Source organism: Pseudomonas sp. JV245A (assembly GCF_032424515.1).
Classification (GTDB): domain Bacteria; phylum Pseudomonadota; class Gammaproteobacteria; order Pseudomonadales; family Pseudomonadaceae; genus Aquipseudomonas; species Aquipseudomonas protegens.
The window spans coordinates 1-18247 of sequence record NZ_VYKE01000118.1; the positions used below are offsets into that span (position 1 = coordinate 1).

Below are 18247 nucleotides of genomic sequence, written 5' to 3' on the forward strand. Positions count from 1 at the left end.
CCCAGCACCAGCATCATCAGCATCGCCAGGATGTACAGGTAGTCCAGGGCCAGAACCCGGTCCTGGGCCGAGGGGCCCTTGAACAGGCGCACCAGGGTCAGGACCATGGCCAGGGAGAAAATGAACAGACTCAGCAAGATCGCGTTGGTCAGCAGGACACTCATTCGAAAATCTCCATCAGCGGGCGCTCGTACGTGGCCTTGAAGTGCTGGATGAATTGCGCCTCGTCCTTCAGGTCGAAGACGTGCAGCAACAGCAGGCTGCGGTCCAGGGACAGCTCGGACCAGACCGTGCCCGGCACCACCGTGGTGATGGTGGACAGCGCCGCCAGGCCATTGGCGTCCCGCAGCTCCAGGGGGATCTTGACGAAGGCCGAGTGCACCGGGCGCCGGCCGTTGTTGAGCACGCCCCAGGCCACCAGCAGGTTGGACACCAGCACGTCGCGGCCCACCACCAGGAACAGGCGCAGGATGGTGCCCGGGCGGCGGATGCGGATCGGCAGGGGCCGCAGGGGCTGCATCAGCAGCGGCGCGAGAAAGCCCAGCAGGGCGCCCAGCAGCAGGTTGCCCGGGCTGAGGGACAGGTTCAGCACCAGCCAGAGCAGCCACAGTGCCAGGGACAGGAATGGCGCGGGGAACAGGCGCTTCATGGGTGCACCTCCACTGCCGCTGCGGTCTTGGATTCAGGGCTGAGCACGGTGCGGGTGCCCAGCACCGCCATCACGTAATGCTCCGGGTGGTTGAGGCTGTCGGCGGTGGCCTGGGTGAAGCGCAGCAACGGCTCGGCCTTGAAGCTGAGCAGCACGCAGAGCCCCAGCAGCGCCACGATCGGCAGGCACTCCAGGCGCCGCAGCACCGGCGAAGGGCGTTCCTCCGGGGTCCAGAAACGCTGCACACCCAGGCGGGCAAAGGCAATCAGCGAGGCCAGGCCCGAGAGGATCAACAGCGCCAGGAAGCACCAGGCCGCCGGGGTGATCGGCGCGCCCTCGCTGGCCCCCAGGCCCCCGGGGTTGAGCAGGGCGGCAATCAGGTTGAGCTTGCCGATGAAGCCCGATAGCGGCGGCATGCCGATGATCAGCAAGGCGCAGGCGATGAAGCTCAGGCCGAGGAAGGCCATGGTCCAGGGGATCACCTGGCCGACCACCACTTTCTGTTCATCGTCGAGGTTGCTGCCCCGTGGCGGGTGCAGGGACTCCATGGGCCGCGGCAGGATCTCGCCTTCATCCTCCAGGGGGATCTCGTTGGCCGAGCGCGAGCGCTCGATCAGTTCTGCCAGCAAAAACAGCGCGCACATCGCCAGGGTCGAGCTGAACAGGTAGAACAGCGCCGCGCCGGTAAGGGCCGGCTGAGCGAAGCCGATCACCGAGATCAGGATGCCGGCCGACACCAGGATGCTCAGGCTGGCCATGCGCTCCAGGCGCTGGGCCGGAAGAATCGCCAGGGCCGCGCAGAAGATCGTCGCCATGCCGCCGTACACCAGCCACTGGCTGCCGAAATAGGCCGAGGCCCCGGCTTGCCCGGAGAACAGCAGGGTCCACAGGCGCAGTACGGTGTACACACCGACTTTGGTCATGATGGCGAACAGTGCCGCCACCGGCGCGCTGGCCGAGGAGTAGGCGGGCACCAGCCAGAAGTTCAGTGGCCACATCCCGGCCTTGGCCAGGAAGGCGATCGCCAGGATCGCCGTACCGGCGTGCAGCAGGCCGCGGTCGGCTTCCGGCACCAGGGGGATCTTCATCGCCAGGTCGGCCATGTTCAGGGTCCCGGTGACCCCGTAGATCATCGCCGTGCCGATCAGGAACAGCGACGAGGCCAGCAGGTTGATGGTGATGTAGTGCAGCCCCGAAGACACCCGCGCGCGCCCCGAGCCGTGCAGCATCAGGCCGTAGGAGGCCGCCAGCAGCACCTCGAAGAACACGAACAGGTTGAACAGGTCGGCGGTCAGGAAGGCCCCGTAGAGGCCCATCAGCTGGATCTGGAACAGGGCATGGAAACTGGCCCCGGCGCCGTCCCAGCGGGCCATGGCGAACAGCAGCGCGCTGACCCCGATGATACCGGTGAGCACCAGCATCAGCGCCGACAGGCGATCGACCACCAGCACGATGCCGAACGGCACCTGCCAGTTGCTGGGCAGGTACACGCCGAAGGAACCGGTGGCGCCCTGGACCTGGGTCCAGTACAGCAGGTAGCCCGCCAGGCACAGGCCCAGCAGGGTGGAGAGCAGGTTGATCCGGGCTTTCAGCGGGCGATGCTTTTCCCCCAGCAGCAACATGATGCCCGCGGTCAGCAGAGGCAGGAGGATGGGGGCGACGATCAGGTGCGACAACGGATTCATTCCTTGGGCTCCCGGCCATCGACGTGGTCGGTGCCGGTCAGGCCCCGGGAAGCCAGGAGCACCACCAGAAACAGCGCAGTCATGGCGAAGCTGATGACGATGGCCGTGAGCACCAGCGCCTGGGGCAGCGGGTCGGTGTAGTGCAGCAGGTCCTGGGGCACCCCGTCCTTGACGATCGGCTCCTTGCCGATGAACAGGCTGCCCATGCTGAAGATGAACAGGTTGACCGCATAGGACAGCAGGCACAGGCCCATCACCACCTGGAAGGTCCGCGGGCGCAGCACCAGCCAGACTCCGGAAGCGGCGAGGACCCCAATGGCGATTGCGATGACTTCTTCCATCAGGCGGCTCCGTTCTGAGTCAGGGATTTGGCCTGGCTGGCCGGCTTGTGGGCCCGCACCGACTGGTGCGCCAGGGCCGTGAGGATCAGCAGGGTCGCACCCACCACCACGGCGTACACGCCGATGTCGAAGAACAGCGCGCTGGCGATGTGGATATCACCGAACAGCGGCAGGTCCACATGCAGCGTGTGGGTGGTCAGGAACGGGTAGCCCCAGGCCAGGGCGCCGAGGCCGGTGGCCAGGGCAACCAGCAGCCCGGTGCCCATCCAGCGCAGCGGCCGCAGGCTCATCTGCGCCTCGACCCACTGGGTGCCCGCCACCATGTACTGGAGGATGAAGGCCACCGACATCACCAGCCCGGCGACGAAACCGCCACCCGGCAGGTTGTGCCCGCGCATGAACAGGTAGAAGGACACCACCAGGGCAATCGGCAGCAGCAGGCGCACCAGCACCGCCGGCACCATCATGAAGCCCAGGGCGGTGTCGCTGGCCTGGCGCGGGTTGACCAGGTCGGTGACCACGTCCGGGGCCAGCAGGCGCTGCTGCGCCGGCAACTGCATGCTTTCCTTGGGCGGGCGGAAGCGGCGCAGCAGGGCGAACACGGTCAGGGCCACCGCCGCCAGCACGGTGATCTCGCCCAGGGTGTCGAAGCTGCGGAAGTCCACCAGGGTCACGTTGACCACATTGGTGCCGCCGCCTTCGGGCAGGGCGCGGCTGAGGTAGAACGAGGAAATGTCGTTGGGAGTGGGGCGGGTCAGCATGGCGTAGGACAGCACTGCCATGCCCAGGCCCACGGCCACCGACAGGCTCAGGTCGCGCAGGCGGCGGATGCGCGCCTTGGGCACGCTGCTGGGCAGGGGCGAGACGTCCTCGATCCGCCGTGGCAGCCAGCGCAGGCCGAGGAGGATCAGCACCGTGGTCACCACTTCCACCACCAGCTGGGTCAGGGCCAGGTCCGGCGCCGAGAACCAGACGAAGGTCACGCAGGTCATCAGGCCGCAGACGCTGACCATGGTCAGGGCGGCCAGACGGTGGTACTTGGCTTGCCAGGCGGCGCCCAGGGCGCAGGCGATGGCCAGCAGCCAGAAGGTCACGAAGACGATGGAACCGGGGATCTTCGGCCGGTCGCCCCAGGTCAGCTGGCTGTAGAGCATGGGGATCAGCCCGGCGATCACCGCCGCCAGGATCAGCACGAACAGCTGGGTCTGCAGGCGCTTGGTGCTCAACCGGCGTTCCAGGCGCCGGGCCAGGCGAGTCATGCCCACCAGGCTGCGCTCGAACAACAGCTTGCCGTTGAGACGGCCCACGCCCGGCGGGTAGGCGAAACGGCCCGCCACCAGCGGCTTGTGCAGCAGCAGGTAGAGGACGATGCCGCAGGACATGGCGATCAGGCTCATGATCATCGGGGCATTGAGGCCGTGCCAGATGGCCAGGCTGTACTCGGGCAGGGTCCCGCCCACCACCGGCAGCGCCGCGGCGGCCAGCAGCGGGCCGATGATCTGCGCCGGGAAGATCCCCACCAGCAGGCAGGTGAACACCAGCAGTTCAACCGGGGCACGCATCCAGCGCGGCGGCTCGTGGGGCGTGTGCGGCAGGTCGGTGGCCGGCTCCCCGAAGAACACGTCGACCGTGAAGCGCAGGGCGTAGGCGACGCTGAAGGTCCCGGCGATGGTAGCGATCACCGGCAGGGCGATTTCCACCCAGGCGCTGGAGTTGATGAACACTGTCTCGGCGAAGAACATCTCCTTGGACAGGAAGCCGTTGAGCAGCGGCACCCCGGCCATGGAGGCGCTGGCCACCATGGCCAGGGTCGCGGTGTAGGGCATCAGCTTGATCAGGCCGTTGAGCTTGCGGATGTCACGGCTGCCGCTTTCGTGGTCGATGATCCCGGCCGCCATGAACAGCGAGGCCTTGAACGTGGCGTGGTTGAGAATGTGGAACACCGCCGCCACCGCGGCCAGCGGGCTGTTCAGGCCCAGCAGCAGGGTGATCAGCCCCAGGTGGCTGATGGTGGAATAGGCCAGCAGGCCCTTGAGGTCGTTCTGGAACATCGCGCAGTAGGCGCCCAGCACCAGGGTGCAGGCCCCGGCGCCGCTGACGATGTAGAACCATTCTTCAGTGCCGGACAACGACGGCCACAGGCGGGCCAGGAGAAACACCCCGGCCTTGACCATGGTCGCCGAATGCAGGTAGGCCGAGACCGGGGTCGGTGCGGCCATGGCGTGGGGTAGCCAGAAATGGAAGGGGAACTGCGCGCTCTTGCTCAGGGCGCCCAGCAGGATCAGGGGCAACAGGATCGGGTAGAGCGCGTGGGCGCGTATCTTGTCTCCGGCAGCCAGTACCTGGTCCAGGTCGTAGCTGCCCACCACATGGCCGAGCAGCATGACCCCGGCCAGCAGGCACAAGCCCCCGGCACCGGTGACCATCAACGCCATGTAGGCGCCGCGGCGGGCATCGGAGCGGTGGTGCCAGTAGCCGATCAGCAGGAAGGAGAAGAGGCTGGTGAGCTCCCAGAAGAACACGATCTGGATCAGGTTGCCGGAAATCACCAGGCCGAGCATGGCCCCCATGAAGGCCAGGAAGAAGGCGAAGAAACGCGGCACCGGATCTTGTGGCGACATGTAATAACGCGCGTAGAGCGCCACCAGGCTGCCGATGCCCAGCACCAGCAGCGAGAACAGCCAGGCGAAGCCGTCCAGGCGCAGCACGAAGTTCAGCCCCAGGCTCGGCAGCCAGGCATACTCCTCGCGAATCACCCCGCCATCGGCGATCTGTGGGTACAGCAGAGCCACCTGGATGGTGCCAATGAGTGCCACCAGGCCGGCCAGCAGAGATTCGGTGTTACGTGCGTTGTGCGGCAACAGGGCCGCCAGACAGCTGCCGATGAATGGCAGAAGCAGTAGAACTATCAGGGACATAGGCTTCTAATCTGCGGAAAAGTATGACGCATAATACGTGCCAGGCCCTGGATCACCAACCGCCATGCGCGGCCCGGGCCCCCTAAGAAATGTTACATACGCTTTCAAAGGTAGGAGACAAATGCCTGATGCGCCCGTTCACCGGGTGCTGTGGGGCAAATGCCCTGCCCAGCTCAAGCCGCCACAAGGATCGACAAGGGTGCACATGATTAAAGGATCGGCCTTGGGCCGGCTGTTTCGGCGGGGCGCGTTCGCCGTGCTGTTCACCGCCTTCGGTGCGGCATCGGGCATTGGCCTGGAGCATTATCTGGACCGCCCCGACATGCTCAAGACCCGCCAGGCGCTGGTCATCGAAGGCCCGCAGGGGGATGAGCGCAACTATGTGCTGCCGCCTGGCACGGTGCTCTATTTCGACCGCGCCTTTGCCGAGGGGCATGCGCTCTACCACGCCTACTTCTACTATCACGGCGAGCCTGAAAATGACCGGGTACTGCTGGAGCCCAAGCACAAGGGCTCCCTGACCGTCCCCACCTGGCTCTACGCCCCCGGGGACCCCGCACTGTAGGCGCTGGCCTATCAGCGAGAGCGCCTGCAAGAGCACCTTCGCCGGCAAGCCGGCTCCTACAGTCCCCACCACTACCCCAGCCAGCCGTAGGCGCTGGCTTGCCAGCGAAAGGGCCCTCAAGAGCTCCCTCACCAGCAAGCCACCCCCCGCAGCGGGCCGTTGCTCAGGACTCCACCGCCTCGCCGCTCTGCTGTCCGGCTTCTGCCTTGGGCTTCCATTCGCTGATGATCACCGCCAGCACGATCAAGGCGCCGCCCAGCAACGCCAGCCCCGGCAGGCGCTCCCCGGCGATGCGCCCGACAATCCCGGCCCACACCGGCTCGCCGGCATAGATCAGGGTGGCGCGGGTCGGCGAGACGCTTTTCTGCGCCCAGTTCATTGCCAGCTGGATCACCGCGCTGGCAGCCCCCAGGCCCAGGGCGCTGGCCAGCAGCAGCCAGGAAAACCCCGGCAGCGCTTCCCCGGTCGGCCACACCATGGCGAACGCCAGCAGCGAGGTGACCGCTAGTTGCACCACGGTGACCCGGCGCACATCCACCCGCCCGCCGAAGCTGCTGATGAGGATGATCTCCGCGGCAATGGCCACGGTACTGATCAGGGTGGCGATCTCCCCGGGGCTGAAGTCCAGGGAGGCGCCATTGGGCCCGGACAGCAGCATCAGCCCGGTGAACGCCAGCATGATGCCGATACTCGGCAGCAACCCCGGGCGCTTGCCCATGAACAGCCATTGCAGCAGCGGCACGAAGGGCACATAAAGGGCGGTGATGAACGCCGACTGGCTGCTGGGAATGCTTTGCAGGCCCACGGTCTGCAAACCGTAGCCGAGCATGATCGCGGTGCCGATAAAGGCCCCGGCGCGCAGTTCGAACAGGGTCAGGCCGCGCAAGTGGCGCAGTGAGAATGCACCGACCATGCACGCCGCTGCGGCAAAGCGCAGGCCGACGAAGAACATCGGCCCGCTGACGCTCATGGCGTTCTGCACCAGCAGGAAGGTGCCGCCCCAGATCATGGTGATCAGCACCAGCACGGCTTCGGCCTTGCTCAACTTGAACTGGAATCCGCGGGAGGGCGTTGCTGTCATGGCCTTGCGTGCTACCTGAGGGGGACGCACAATGCGCCGGAAGTTGGGCAGTATACTGCGCAGGCCCCAGGAGTGAGCAATATAGTGCACAAAGAAAACGTCCAGCGGGCCTCGGTCCTGCAACATGTCAGCCTCAACGTCCGCCGCCTGCGCAATTCCGCGGGTTTGAGCCAGAGCGCCCTGGCGGAAAAATCCAATGTCAGCCGGCGGATGCTGGTGGCGATAGAGGCGGGGGAGAAGAACGTCAGCCTCGGCACCCTGGACCGGGTGGCCGAAGCCCTGGACGTGGCCTTCAGCGACCTGATCCAGGCCCCGGAATCCCGGGATTCGAGCCGCATCAACGAGCTGGCCTGGGCCGGTGCTATCCCCGGCAGCAAGGCGCTGCTCCTGGCCAAGGCCGAGGCCACCCGTGAAGTGGAGCTTTGGGAATGGCAGCTGGAGCCTGGCGAGGTCTATCACTCGGAGTGCGACGCCGAGGGCTGGAGCGAGCAGATCTACGTCTTCGAAGGCTGCCTGACGGTGTTTTTCGGCGACACTGAACGGCGCCTGGAATGCGGTGACTTCTTCATGTTCGCCAGCCACGTGCCCCACGGCTACCGCAACGACGGCACCCGGGCCACGCGCTTCGTGCGCAACGTGGTGATCTGATGCCCCGTGGCCCGGCAAGCGCTGTTTGCCCAGCAACAGCAGTTGGACATTTTGCCTGTTTTCAGTTGATGTCTTTTAGCTGAATTATCAAGCAAGCTGCTGATATTAAAGGTTTTTATATTTAGGCACGACTCCTGCAATTGTCCTGGAAAGAACCCCGCGACGGGTGTTCACCTTGATGTTCAGGAAGCGGAGTCGGCCCATGACAGCCCCAGCCCAACCCTCTCGCAGTGCCCATCTCATCCAGAACGATGCGCAAGCCATCAGCGTGGCCCGGGCCCTGGCCCAGCGCTTTGCCGTGGAGGCGGCGCTGCGTGATCGCGAGCGGCGCCTGCCTCGGGCAGAGCTCGACGAATTTTCCGCCAGCGGCCTGTGGGGCATCACCATCCCCAAAGAGTACGGCGGCGCCGGGGTGTCCTACGCCACCCTGGTGGAAGTCATCAAGCTCATTTCCGCCGCCGACCCGTCTCTCGGCCAGTTGCCGCAGAACCACCTGGGGGTGGTGGACATCCTGCTGCAGACCGCCAGCGAAGAGCAGAAGCGCCATTACTTCGCCAAGGTGTTGCAGGGCTACCGCTTCGGCAATGCGTTTTCCGAGGCCGGCAGCAAGCACGTCGGCGCCTTTGAAACCCAGATCCGTTTCGACGGCGAACAGGCGCAGATCGACGGCGAGAAGTTCTACTGCACCGGGGCGCTGTTCGCCCACATCGTCCCGGCGGTGGCGGTGGACGAACACAACCAGGCGCACATTGCCTTTATCGAGCGCGACAACCCTGGCCTCACGGTGATCGACAGCTGGGACGGCTTCGGCCAGCGCACCACCGCCAGCGGCGGGGTCAGCCTCAAGGCGGTGCGGGTGCCGCGCAGCGCGGTGATCCCGGCCCATCGGGCCTTCGACCAGCCCACCGCCGATGGCCCGATCTCGCAAATCATCCAGGCCGCGGTGGACACCGGCATCGCCGTCGCCGCCCTGGAAGACGCCAAGCATCATGCCCGGCAATCCCGGCCGTGGATCGACAGCGGCCTGGACCATGGCTGGCAGGACCCGTTCACCATCGCCGCCATCGGCGACCTGGAATGGCGGGTGCACGGCACCGAGGCGATCCTCGCCAAGGCCGCCGAGGCGGTCGATCAGGCCCTGGCCCAGCCCGGTGAAGACAGCGTCGCCCAGGCCTCCCTGGTGGTGGCCCAGGCCAAGGTGCTGTCGGCGGAGAGTGCCTTGCTCGCCGCCAGCAAACTCTTCGAACTGGCCGGCACCCGTTCGGTGTCGGGCAAGTACAACCTCGACCGCCACTGGCGCAACGCCCGCACCCACACCCTGCACGATCCGGCGCGCTGGAAATATCACCTGATCGGCAACTACCTGCTCAACGGCATCAAGCCGGCCCGCCACGCCTGGAACTGAAGGACTGCGCCATGAATGCACTGACCCGCCCCGACACCCCCCAAGCGGCCCTGGAACACAACGCCCAGGTCCTGCAGCGGGCCCGCGTCCTGCTGCAGCAAACCCTGGATTTCATCCGCGAGCAGGCCCGGCCCTGGAGCGGCAGCGGCCTGGCCAGGGCCAGCGACGACCCCTATGTGATCAGCCGCTTTGGCGACCTGAACATCCGCATCGACCTGGCCGCGGCCCTGCAGGAACGGGCCCAGCGCCAGATAGAACAAGAGCCGGACCCGGCGGAAGTTGCGGTAGCCCTGGCCGAGGCTGCGATTGCCGCGGGCCAGGCACTGCTGGCGGCCAGCGACGCCGAGTTCGAACTCACCGGTCAGCGCAGCCCGCAGCCCCAGACCCTGGATGACCCGCTGCGCTGGAAATACCAACTGATCGGCAACTACCGCCTCAATGGCGTGCCACCCCAAGGTTTCAGGAGTGTTGTGTGATGTCCCGTGAAATCCGCCTCAATGCCTTCGACATGAACTGTGTCGGCCACCAGTCGCCGGGCCTCTGGGCCCACCCCCGGGACCGCTCCTGGCAGTACAAGGACCTGGAGTACTGGACCGACCTGGCGAAAATTCTCGAAAAGGGCAAGTTCGACGGGTTGTTCATCGCCGATGTGCTGGGCATCTACGACGTCTACAACGGCAACGGCGAGGCAGCGATCCGCCAGGCCGCCCAGGTCCCGGTGAACGACCCGCTGCAGCTGATCCCGCCCATGGCCCTGGTCACCGAGCACCTGGGCTTCGGCCTCACCGCGTCGCTGTCCTTCGAGCACCCGTACCCCTTCGCCCGTCGCCTATCCACCCTCGATCACCTGACGAAGGGCCGCGCCGGCTGGAACATCGTCACCTCCTACCTGGAGAGCGGGGCCAAGAACATCGGGCAGCAGGCCCAGACCGAACACGACGCTCGCTACGACTACGCCGAGGAGTACCTGGAGGTCTGCTACAAGCTCTGGGAAGGCAGTTGGGAAGACGGCGCGATCCTGCGCGACCGCGAGCGACGGATCTTCAGCGACCCGAGCAAGATCCACGAGATCCGCCATGTCGGCAAACACTTCCAGGTGCCGGGCATCCACCTCTGCGAGCCGTCGCCGCAACGTACCCCGGTGCTCTACCAGGCCGGGGCATCCAGCCGGGGCAAGCAGTTCGCCGCCGAGCAGGCCGAATGCGTGTTCGTCGCCGCGCCGTCCAAGGTGCTGCTGAAAAAGACCGTGGCCGACATCCGCCGCCGGGCCGCCGAGGCCGGGCGCGATCCGTCGAAGATCCTGATCTTCAACCTGCAGACGGTGATCCTGGGCGAGACCGACGCCAAGGCCAAGGCCAAGTTCGAGGAATACAAATCCTGGGTCAGCTATGAGGGCGCCATGGCGCTGATTTCCGGCTGGACCGGCATCGACTTCAGCCGCTTCAAGCCCGACGAGCCCCTCAAGCACGTGCACACCAACGCCATCCAGTCGGCGGTGGAGGCCTTCTCCACGGCAGACCCGAACAAGGTCTGGACACCCCATGAACTGGCGGACTGGGTGGGCATCGGCGGCTTTGGCCCGTTGTTCGTCGGTAGCCCGGAAACCGTCGCCGACCTGCTTCAGGAATGGGTGGAAGAAACCGACGTCGACGGCTTCAACCTGGCGTATGCGCTGACCCACGAAAGCTTTATCGACGCCGTGGAACTGCTGGTGCCGGAGTTGCAGAAGCGGGGCGTCTACAAGACCGAATACGCCCCGGGCACCCTGCGGGAAAAACTCTTCGGCGCCGGCCCGCGCCTGCCCGAAAGCCACCCGGGCAGCGCCTGGCGCAACCTGGGCGGGCAACGCCAAACAGCCGCGCAACGTGCCAGCGCCTGAACCCCGCGCCCTGTAGGAGCTGGCTCGCCAGCGAAGGGGCCCACGCCTTCGCCGGCAAGCCGGCTCCTACAAGCGAAAAGGCCCACAAGGCCCCCCGTTCATTTCCAGCCAGCGGACCACCGCACGCGATTGCCAAGAGATCGAGGTCAACTCATGAGCGTGCATGAACTCAAGCGTGCGCCGAGCGCGGATTCGCCAGCGCCCCAGGCCCGGCTGCAGTTGAGCGGGGCCCTGGAGCGGTTGCGCCACTGGGCCCAGGTCAGCCCGTTGCACAACGCCTTGCGCCACAAGCGCCACGGCCACTGGTACGCCTGGCGCTGGATCGACGCCCTGCGGGACGTCGAGCGCCTGGCCGACGGCCTGCGCCAGCAGGGCCTGACGCCGGATTCGCGGTTGGCAGTCAGCGCCCGCTTCGAACCGGACCTGCTCCTGCTGGCCCTGGCGGCCCACAGCCTTGGCGCCGAGGTGCTGAGCCTGGACGACGAGCTGCCGCCCCAAGCCCTGCGCCAGACCCTGTGGCGCCTGCAACCGAGCCACGCCTTCGTGCATTCGCGCCAGCAGGTGCTGGATTGGGTCGCCGCCAGTGAAAACGCTCTGGCCCCGCAGTTGCTGATTGCCGGGCAAGCCTTGCCGCGCCTGCCGGAAGGCGCGCATCTGCCCCTGCTGGAATTGCGCGAGCTGCTGGGCCGGGGCGAGCCACCCCGGCGCCAGGCCAATTGGCGCGCCCCGGTCGGCAGCGGCCAATTGTGGAGCGAGGAGGGCACGCAATGGCAGGAGGGCCTGACGGTGCTGCTGGAGCAATGGTTGGGCAGTGGCCAGTGCCTGGCCTTCGCCGAAAGCCGCGGCTCGACCAGCCGCGACCGGCGGGAGGTAGCCCCCAGCGGCCTGCTGCTGTCGCCCCAGCGCCTGCAACGCCTGGCGGACGAGGTCGAGAGCCGCCTGGCGCCCCCCGACAGCTGGCGCCGACGCCTGTGCGAGTGGGCCTTGGCCCATCCCCAGGGCCTGTTGGCGCGCCTGCTCAAGCATCGGGTGCGCCGCCTGCTGGGCTTTGCTCGCCTGCAATTCATCTGGCAGGCCCCCCAGGCCACGACGCCACCGGCCACCCCGGCCTGGATCGTCGAATTCACACGGAACATTGCATGAGCCACGCCGAATCCATTTTGCAAGTCAGTGACATCTCCCTGTCGTTCAAGGGGGTCAAGGCCATCAATCAACTGTCGTTCGAGGTGCGCCGGGGCGAGATCTGTGCCCTGATCGGCCCCAATGGCGCGGGCAAGAGTTCGCTGCTCAACGTGCTCAACGGGGTCTATCGCTTTGACGCCGGGACCATCGTGTTCGAGCGCCAGCCATTGCAGCGCATCGACCCGCTGGACGCCGCGCGCCGGGGCATCGGCCGGACGTTCCAGAACAACGCGCTGTTCAAGAAGATGAGCGTGCTGGACAACCTGCTCACCGGCCTTTCGCGCCACTCCCGCGCGCGCTTCATCGAACAGGCCCTGGGCTTGCCCCGGGCCCGCCGTGAAGCCCGGGCATTCCGCCAGCTGGCCGAAGGCATCCTGCAGTTTCTGGAATTGCAGGCATTGCGCGATGTGCCGGTGGGCAACCTGGCCTATGGCCTGCAAAAGCGCGTCGAGTTGGGCAGGGCGCTGATCGCCGGGCCCAGCCTGTTGCTGCTGGACGAACCCCTGGCCGGAATGAATGCCGAGGAGAAGCAGGAAATGGCCCGCTTCATCGCCGACATCAACCGTGACCTGGGCACCACCGTGGTGCTGATCGAGCACGACATGGCGGTGGTCATGGACCTGTGCGACCACGTGGTGGTACTCGACTACGGACGCAAGGTGGGCGATGGCACACCGGCCGAGGTCCAGGCCAACCCCGAGGTGATCGCCGCTTACCTGGGGGCCGTGCACTGATGGCATTCTTCTTCGAAACCCTGCTCGGCGGTCTGCTGGCCGGCACCCTGTATTCACTGGTGGCCATCGGCTTCGTGCTGATCTACAAGGCCAGTGGCGTGTTCAATTTCGCCCAGGGCTCGATGCTGCTGTTCGCCGCGCTGACCTTCGTCAGCCTGCACGAGCAGGGCGTGCCTTTCGCCCTGGCACTGTTGCTGACGGTGCTGGTGATGATCCTCGGCGCCTGGCTGATCGAACGCCTGGTGCTGCGACCCTTGGTCAACCGTTCGCCGATCACCCTGTTCATGGCCACCCTGGGCCTGTCGTTCATCATCGAGGGCCTGGCCCAGGGCCTGATGGGCTCCCAGGTGCGGGCCCTGGACCTGGGCATCGACGATGTGCCGCTGTTCCTCGGGCCGCTGATGGTCAGCCAGTTCGACCTGATTGCCGCGGCCACCGCCCTGGTGCTGGTGACGGTGCTGGCGCTGCTGTTCAACAAGACCCGCATCGGCATCTCGCTGCGGGCGGTGGCCGACGACACCACGGCGGCGCTGTCCATCGGCATCAACCTCAACCGCATCTGGCAGATCGTCTGGGCGGTGGCCGGGGTGGTGGGGCTGGTGGCCGGGCTGCTCTGGGGGGCACGCCAGGGGGTGCAGTTCTCTCTATCGCTGGTGGTGCTCAAGGCGCTGCCGGTGCTGATCATCGGCGGCTTCACCTCGATTGGCGGGGCGATTGCCGGCGGCCTGATCGTCGGCGCCGCCGAAAACCTGGCGGAGGTCTATATCGGCCCGCTGATTGGCGGCGGCATCAGCCCCTGGTTCGCCTATGTCCTGGCCCTGGCCTTCCTCTACATCCGCCCCGCCGGCCTGTTCGGCGAGCGGGCCATCGAGCGAGTGTGAATTGATGTCCCTTCTTCTGACGCGGCAAACCGCCCCCTTGCTGCTGGTCCAGCGCCGCCTGCCCTGGGGCCTGGCCGGCCTGTTGCTGCTGGCCTTCGGCGTGGTGCCGGTGCTGGGCAACGACTATTGGCTCAACGCGATCCTGATTCCGTTCCTGGTGCTGTCCCTGGCCGGGCTCGGGCTCAACCTGCTGACCGGCTACACCGGCCAGACCTCGGTGGGCGCCGCCGGCTTCATGGCCGTGGGGGCCTTTGCCACCTACGGTATTCTGCTGCGCCTGCCGCAGCTGGGGCTGCCCCTGGCCCTGCTCGGCGGCGGCCTGATCAGCGCCCTGGTGGGCTGGCTGTTCGGCCTGCCCAGCTCGCGGATCAAGGGTTTCTACCTGATGGTCAGCACCCTGGCGGCGCAGTTCTTCCTGGAGTGGCTGTTCGTCAAGTTTCCCTGGTTCTACAACTACGGTTCCTCGGGCACCATTTCGGCGCCGCAGTTGAGCCTGCTGGGCCATGACCTGAACCACCCCCAGGGGCGCTACCTGCTGACCCTGGTGACGGTGCTGCTGTTGACCTGGGTCGCGCAGAACCTGGTGCACAGCCAGGTCGGGCGCAACTGGATGGCGATCCGCGACATGGACACCGCCGCCGCGGTGATCGGCATCCCGGTGGCCCGCTACAAACGCCAGGCGTTTGCCGTCAGCTCGTTCTACCTGGGCATCGCCGGTGCGCTGTGGGCCTTCGCCTACCTGGGCACCGCCAGCGCCAGCAGCTTCGATATCAATCGTTCGTTCCAGATCCTCTTCATCATCATTATCGGCGGCATGGGCAGCGTGGCCGGCAACTTCGTCGGCGCGGCCTTCATCAGCCTGTTGCCGATTCTCCTCAGCCATGCCGGGCAGGCACTGCTGGGCGGGGCGGTGGACGCCGGGCAGTTGCAGAACCTGCAGAAAATCATTTTCGGCGTGCTGATCATCCTGTTCCTGATCAAGGAACCCGAGGGCCTGATCCGCTTGCTGGGCAACCTGCGCGAGCGCCTGCGGCACTGGCCGCTGCGCTTCTGAATTCCTCCTCCCAGAACAGAGAGACAACATGCGTGCATCCTTGAAAGCTTCCCTGGCCGGCGCGGCGTTGCTGCTGGCGGCGGCCGTTGCCCCGGCAGCCCAGGCCGGGCCGGACCAGCAGTTCTTCCCCCTGGCCACCTACCGGGTTGGCGCCTACGCCTCCAGCGGGGTGCAGGTGTGGGCCGGGATGATCGACTACCTGAACTACATCAACCAGGTGGAGGGCGGCATCAACGGGGTCAAGCTGGTGTGGCAGGAGTGCGAGACCGAATGGACCGCCGAGAAGGGCATCGAGTGCTACGAGCGCTTCAAGAACGGCCTGGATGGCGCACCGGTGGCGGTCTACCAGCCCAACGGCGCACCGGCGGCCTATGCCCTGAGTGAGCGTGCCGAGGTGGACAAAATCCCGCTGATCACCCTGGGCTACGGCCGCACCGAAGCCACCGACGGCACGGTGTTCCCCTACAACTTCCCGGTGATGCTGACCTTCTACAGCGAGGCCTCGACCCTGGTGAACTACATCGCCCAGCGCGAGGGCGGGTTCGACCGGCTCAAGGGCAAGAAGATCGCCACGCTTTATCACGACTCCGCCTATGGCCGGGAAACCCTCGGGCCGCTCAAGCTGCTGGCCGAGAAGTACGGTTTCGAGAACATCCAGATCCCGGTGGCCGACCCGGGCAACGAGCAGTCGGCGCAATGGCGGCAGATCCGCCAGCAGAACCCGGACTGGGTGTTCCTGCGCACCTGGGGCGTGTCCACCCCGGTGGCGGTGAAGACCGCCGCGCGCTTCGGCTTCCCGGTGGACCACATCATCGGCGATATCTGGGCCAGCTCCAGCGAAGACGTGCTGCCGGCCGGCGCCGCGGCCAAGGGCTACCTGGCGCTGACGCCCTACCCGGCGGGCAGTGACTTCGAGATCCACAAGCGCCTCAAGCAGTACATCCTCGATACCGGCAAGAGCGACCTCAAGGACCTGAAGAATTTCGGCAGCGTGTACTACAACTCCGGCCTGGTGAACGCGGCGGTGGCGGTGGAGGCGATCCGGACCGCCCAGGGCAAGTTCGGCAAGCGCCCGCTCAATGGCGAGGAAGGGCGCTGGGGCCTGGAACACCTGAACATCGACGACGCCCGGCTCAAGGACATGGGCTACCTGGGGCTGATGCAGAACCTCAAGCTGTCCTGCCGCGATCACGAAGGCGGCGGCGCGGCCCGGGTGCAGCAATGGGACGGCGCCAACTGGACCCTGATCAGCGAGTGGATTGCCGCCGACCGTGCGCTGCTACGGCCGCTGATCGACGAAAAGGCCGCGGCCTTTGCCAAGGAGAAGCGCCTGGTGCCCCGTACATGCAACGAGGGTGACTGAACCATGAGCCACAGCGCCACGGCCGCGACGGCCGAGACCTTGCTGCAGGTACAGGACATCGAGGTGATCTACGACGGCGTGATCCTGGCGCTGGCCGGGGTATCTTTGAGCGTGCCCCGGGGGGCCATCGTCGCCTTGCTGGGGGCCAATGGCGCCGGCAAGAGCACCACCCTCAAGGCCATTTCCGGGCTGGTGCGGGCCGAGCGTGCCGAGCTCAGCCGCGGCGCCATCGCCTTTGCCGGGCAGGACCTGGCCGGGGTCGACCCCAGCCAGCGGGTGCGCCATGGCATGGTGCATGTGCTGGAAGGGCGCCACGTCTTCCCCCAGTTGACGGTGGAAGACAACCTGCGCGCCGGCGGCTTTGTCCGTGGCCTGGGCCGGCGCCAGCTGGAACAGGACCTGGAGCGTATCTACAGCTGGTTTCCGCGGCTGCTGACCAAGCGCCGGGTGCGCGCCGGGCTGACCTCCGGTGGCGAGCAGCAGATGCTGGCCATCGGCCGGGCGTTGATGACTCGTCCTACTTTGGTACTGCTGGATGAACCGTCCATGGGCCTGGCGCCTATTATCGTCCAGGAGATTTTCCAGATCGTCGCCCAGCTCAATCGCGAGGCGGGGGTGAGCTTTCTGATCGCCGAGCAAAGCATTAATCTGGCGCTCAAGTACGCTTCCCATGCCTACCTGCTGGACACCGGCCGCGTGGCCTTGTCCGGCAGCGCCGAGCAACTGCTGGCCCGGGGCGACCTGCAGGATTTCTACCTGGGCAAACACTGACCGTGAGCATTCCATGAGCCAAACCCACACCGGACAGGCAACCCCTGCCACCCGTGATGCGCCAATCCTGATTGTCGGCGGCGGCCTCAGCGGCGCCTTGCTGGCCGCCCAGTTGCTGCGCCTGCCGGGCCAGCGACGGATCCTGGTCATAGAACCGCGCAGCGAGCTGGGGCGCGGCGAGGCCTACAGCGCCGTGGAGCTGGGGCACACCCTCAATGGCAACGCCGCGCGCATGAGCGTCGACCCGGACAACGCCGACGACCTGACCCAATGGCTGGCCCGGCACATCGCCGAGGGCGGCTGGCCCGAGTCGGACCGCCAGCATGTGCCGGTCAGCGAACTGTTTCCACCTCGCGGGCTGTTTGGTGTCTACGTCCAGCAGCGCCTGGCCGAGGCCCAGGTGCAGGGCCGGGCGCAGGGCTCCTCGTTGAGCCATGTGCAGGGCGAGGCGGTGGACCTGGAAACCGGCCCTGACGGCGTGCTACTGACCCTGGCCGATGGCCGGCAACTGCCCGGCGCGGTGGCGGTGCTGGCCACCGGCATGTTCCCGGCGGCGCGTACCCCGCAGACCCGTTCCAGCGGCCTGAATGCCGCGGCGCTGGACCCCTGGGATGTGGCGGCCATGGCCCGCCTCGATCCCCGGGCGACGGTGCTGATCATCGGTTCCGGGCTGACCATGGTGGACGCCGTGGTGTCCCTGGAGCAGGCCGGGCATCGTGGGCCGATCGAGGTGTTTTCCCGGCATGGGCTGCTGCCACACGTGCGCCGCCAGCCCCCGGCCTGGGAAGACTTTCTCGGCGCCGACCCGAGCATCCGCAGCCCTCGGCAACTGCTGCGGGCGCTGCGCCAGCAATGCCGCGTGGCCGAGGCCCAGGGCATCGACTGGCAGGCCCCGCTGGACACGGTGCGGGTGCATATAGGGCGCCTGTGGAGCCAGGCCAGTGAGGTGCACAAACGCCAGTTCGTGCGCCATGTACGGCCCTGGTGGGAAAGCCATCACCATCGCTCGCCGCCCCTGAGCGCCGAGCTGGTGGCGCGCCTGCATGAAGAAGGGCGGTTGCGGATTCATGCCGCTTGCTACCAGGGCCTGG

17 protein-coding genes and 1 pseudogene are annotated in these 18247 nt (G+C 66.7%); 12 read left to right on the forward strand and 6 right to left on the reverse strand.

The window, feature by feature from the left end; genetic code table 11:
* The 5 genes and pseudogenes from F6S12_RS23970 to F6S12_RS23990 all read right to left on the reverse strand — a co-directional run.
* Window positions 1-164 (reverse strand): annotated as a pseudogene (locus F6S12_RS23970) (K+/H+ antiporter subunit F); the annotation flags it as partial.
* Window positions 161-649 (reverse strand): Na+/H+ antiporter subunit E, encoded by a 489-nt coding sequence (locus tag F6S12_RS23975; protein ID WP_315869383.1) that lies wholly within the window; start codon window positions 647-649, stop codon window positions 161-163. The pseudogene F6S12_RS23970 and the gene F6S12_RS23975, both read right to left, overlap by 4 nt.
* Window positions 646-2334 carry a monovalent cation/H+ antiporter subunit D gene (locus tag F6S12_RS23980; protein ID WP_315869384.1) on the reverse strand — a complete coding sequence of 563 codons (1689 nt, stop codon included), beginning with the start codon at window positions 2332-2334 and terminating at the stop codon, window positions 646-648. The genes F6S12_RS23975 and F6S12_RS23980 overlap by 4 nt, the downstream gene beginning before the upstream one ends.
* The gene (locus F6S12_RS23985; RefSeq protein ID WP_011060906.1) at window positions 2331-2675 is read right to left on the reverse strand and encodes a Na+/H+ antiporter subunit C; all 345 of its coding nucleotides are present in this window, start codon (window positions 2673-2675) and stop codon (window positions 2331-2333) included. The genes F6S12_RS23980 and F6S12_RS23985 overlap by 4 nt, the downstream gene beginning before the upstream one ends.
* Entirely contained in the window at window positions 2675-5593 is a 2919-nt protein-coding gene (locus F6S12_RS23990; RefSeq protein WP_011060907.1) for a monovalent cation/H+ antiporter subunit A, read from the reverse strand. Before F6S12_RS23990 ends, F6S12_RS23985 begins: the two co-directional genes overlap by 1 nt.
* Before the next feature lie 223 nt (window positions 5594-5816).
* Between F6S12_RS23990 and F6S12_RS23995 the strand changes: the two genes are divergently transcribed.
* Window positions 5817-6158 carry a hypothetical protein gene (locus F6S12_RS23995; RefSeq protein ID WP_019094295.1) on the forward strand — a complete coding sequence of 114 codons (342 nt, stop codon included), beginning with the start codon at window positions 5817-5819 and terminating at the stop codon, window positions 6156-6158.
* Window positions 6159-6321: 163 nt separating this feature from the next.
* On the opposite strand, the gene F6S12_RS24000 is transcribed toward F6S12_RS23995, so the two are convergent.
* Complete coding sequence (locus tag F6S12_RS24000) at window positions 6322-7329, reverse strand: DMT family transporter (protein ID WP_072442447.1); 1008 nt, start codon at window positions 7327-7329, stop codon at window positions 6322-6324.
* Here F6S12_RS24000 and F6S12_RS24005 point away from each other — a divergent pair.
* From F6S12_RS24005 to F6S12_RS24055, 11 genes are all read left to right on the forward strand, one after another.
* Entirely contained in the window at window positions 7324-7887 is a 564-nt protein-coding gene (locus F6S12_RS24005; protein ID WP_315869385.1) for an XRE family transcriptional regulator, read from the forward strand. The genes F6S12_RS24000 and F6S12_RS24005 overlap by 6 nt on opposite strands.
* Before the next feature lie 202 nt (window positions 7888-8089).
* Window positions 8090-9292: an SfnB family sulfur acquisition oxidoreductase gene (locus tag F6S12_RS24010; protein WP_011060911.1), complete on the forward strand. Its 1203-nt coding sequence runs from the start codon at window positions 8090-8092 to the stop codon at window positions 9290-9292.
* 11 nt (window positions 9293-9303) lie between these two features.
* A complete protein-coding gene (locus tag F6S12_RS24015) occupies window positions 9304-9768 on the forward strand; it encodes an acyl-CoA dehydrogenase (protein WP_011060912.1) in 465 nt (154 codons plus the stop codon).
* Window positions 9768-11171, forward strand: a complete 1404-nt coding sequence (locus tag F6S12_RS24020; protein ID WP_011060913.1) for an LLM class flavin-dependent oxidoreductase — start codon at window positions 9768-9770, stop codon at window positions 11169-11171. Before F6S12_RS24015 ends, F6S12_RS24020 begins: the two co-directional genes overlap by 1 nt.
* 153 nt (window positions 11172-11324) lie before the next feature.
* Window positions 11325-12314, forward strand: a complete 990-nt coding sequence (locus F6S12_RS24025) for an AMP-binding protein (protein ID WP_041752187.1) — start codon at window positions 11325-11327, stop codon at window positions 12312-12314.
* Window positions 12311-13087 carry an ABC transporter ATP-binding protein gene (locus F6S12_RS24030; RefSeq protein ID WP_011060915.1) on the forward strand — a complete coding sequence of 259 codons (777 nt, stop codon included), beginning with the start codon at window positions 12311-12313 and terminating at the stop codon, window positions 13085-13087. The genes F6S12_RS24025 and F6S12_RS24030 overlap by 4 nt, the downstream gene beginning before the upstream one ends.
* A complete protein-coding gene (locus tag F6S12_RS24035; RefSeq protein ID WP_011060916.1) occupies window positions 13087-13968 on the forward strand; it encodes a branched-chain amino acid ABC transporter permease in 882 nt (293 codons plus the stop codon). The genes F6S12_RS24030 and F6S12_RS24035 overlap by 1 nt, the downstream gene beginning before the upstream one ends.
* A 4-nt stretch (window positions 13969-13972) precedes the next feature.
* Window positions 13973-15022 (forward strand): branched-chain amino acid ABC transporter permease, encoded by a 1050-nt coding sequence (locus F6S12_RS24040; RefSeq protein WP_047336614.1) that lies wholly within the window; start codon window positions 13973-13975, stop codon window positions 15020-15022.
* A gap of 28 nt (window positions 15023-15050) precedes the next feature.
* Window positions 15051-16385, forward strand: a complete 1335-nt coding sequence (locus F6S12_RS24045; RefSeq protein WP_011060918.1) for an ABC transporter substrate-binding protein — start codon at window positions 15051-15053, stop codon at window positions 16383-16385.
* 3 nt (window positions 16386-16388) lie between these two features.
* On the forward strand, window positions 16389-17156 hold the full coding sequence (locus F6S12_RS24050) for an ABC transporter ATP-binding protein (RefSeq protein ID WP_123430921.1): 768 nt from the start codon (window positions 16389-16391) through the stop codon (window positions 17154-17156).
* Between the two features lie 13 nt (window positions 17157-17169).
* Window positions 17170-18247 (forward strand): FAD/NAD(P)-binding protein (locus F6S12_RS24055; protein WP_315869386.1); only part of this gene is annotated, 1078 nt, incomplete at its 3' end.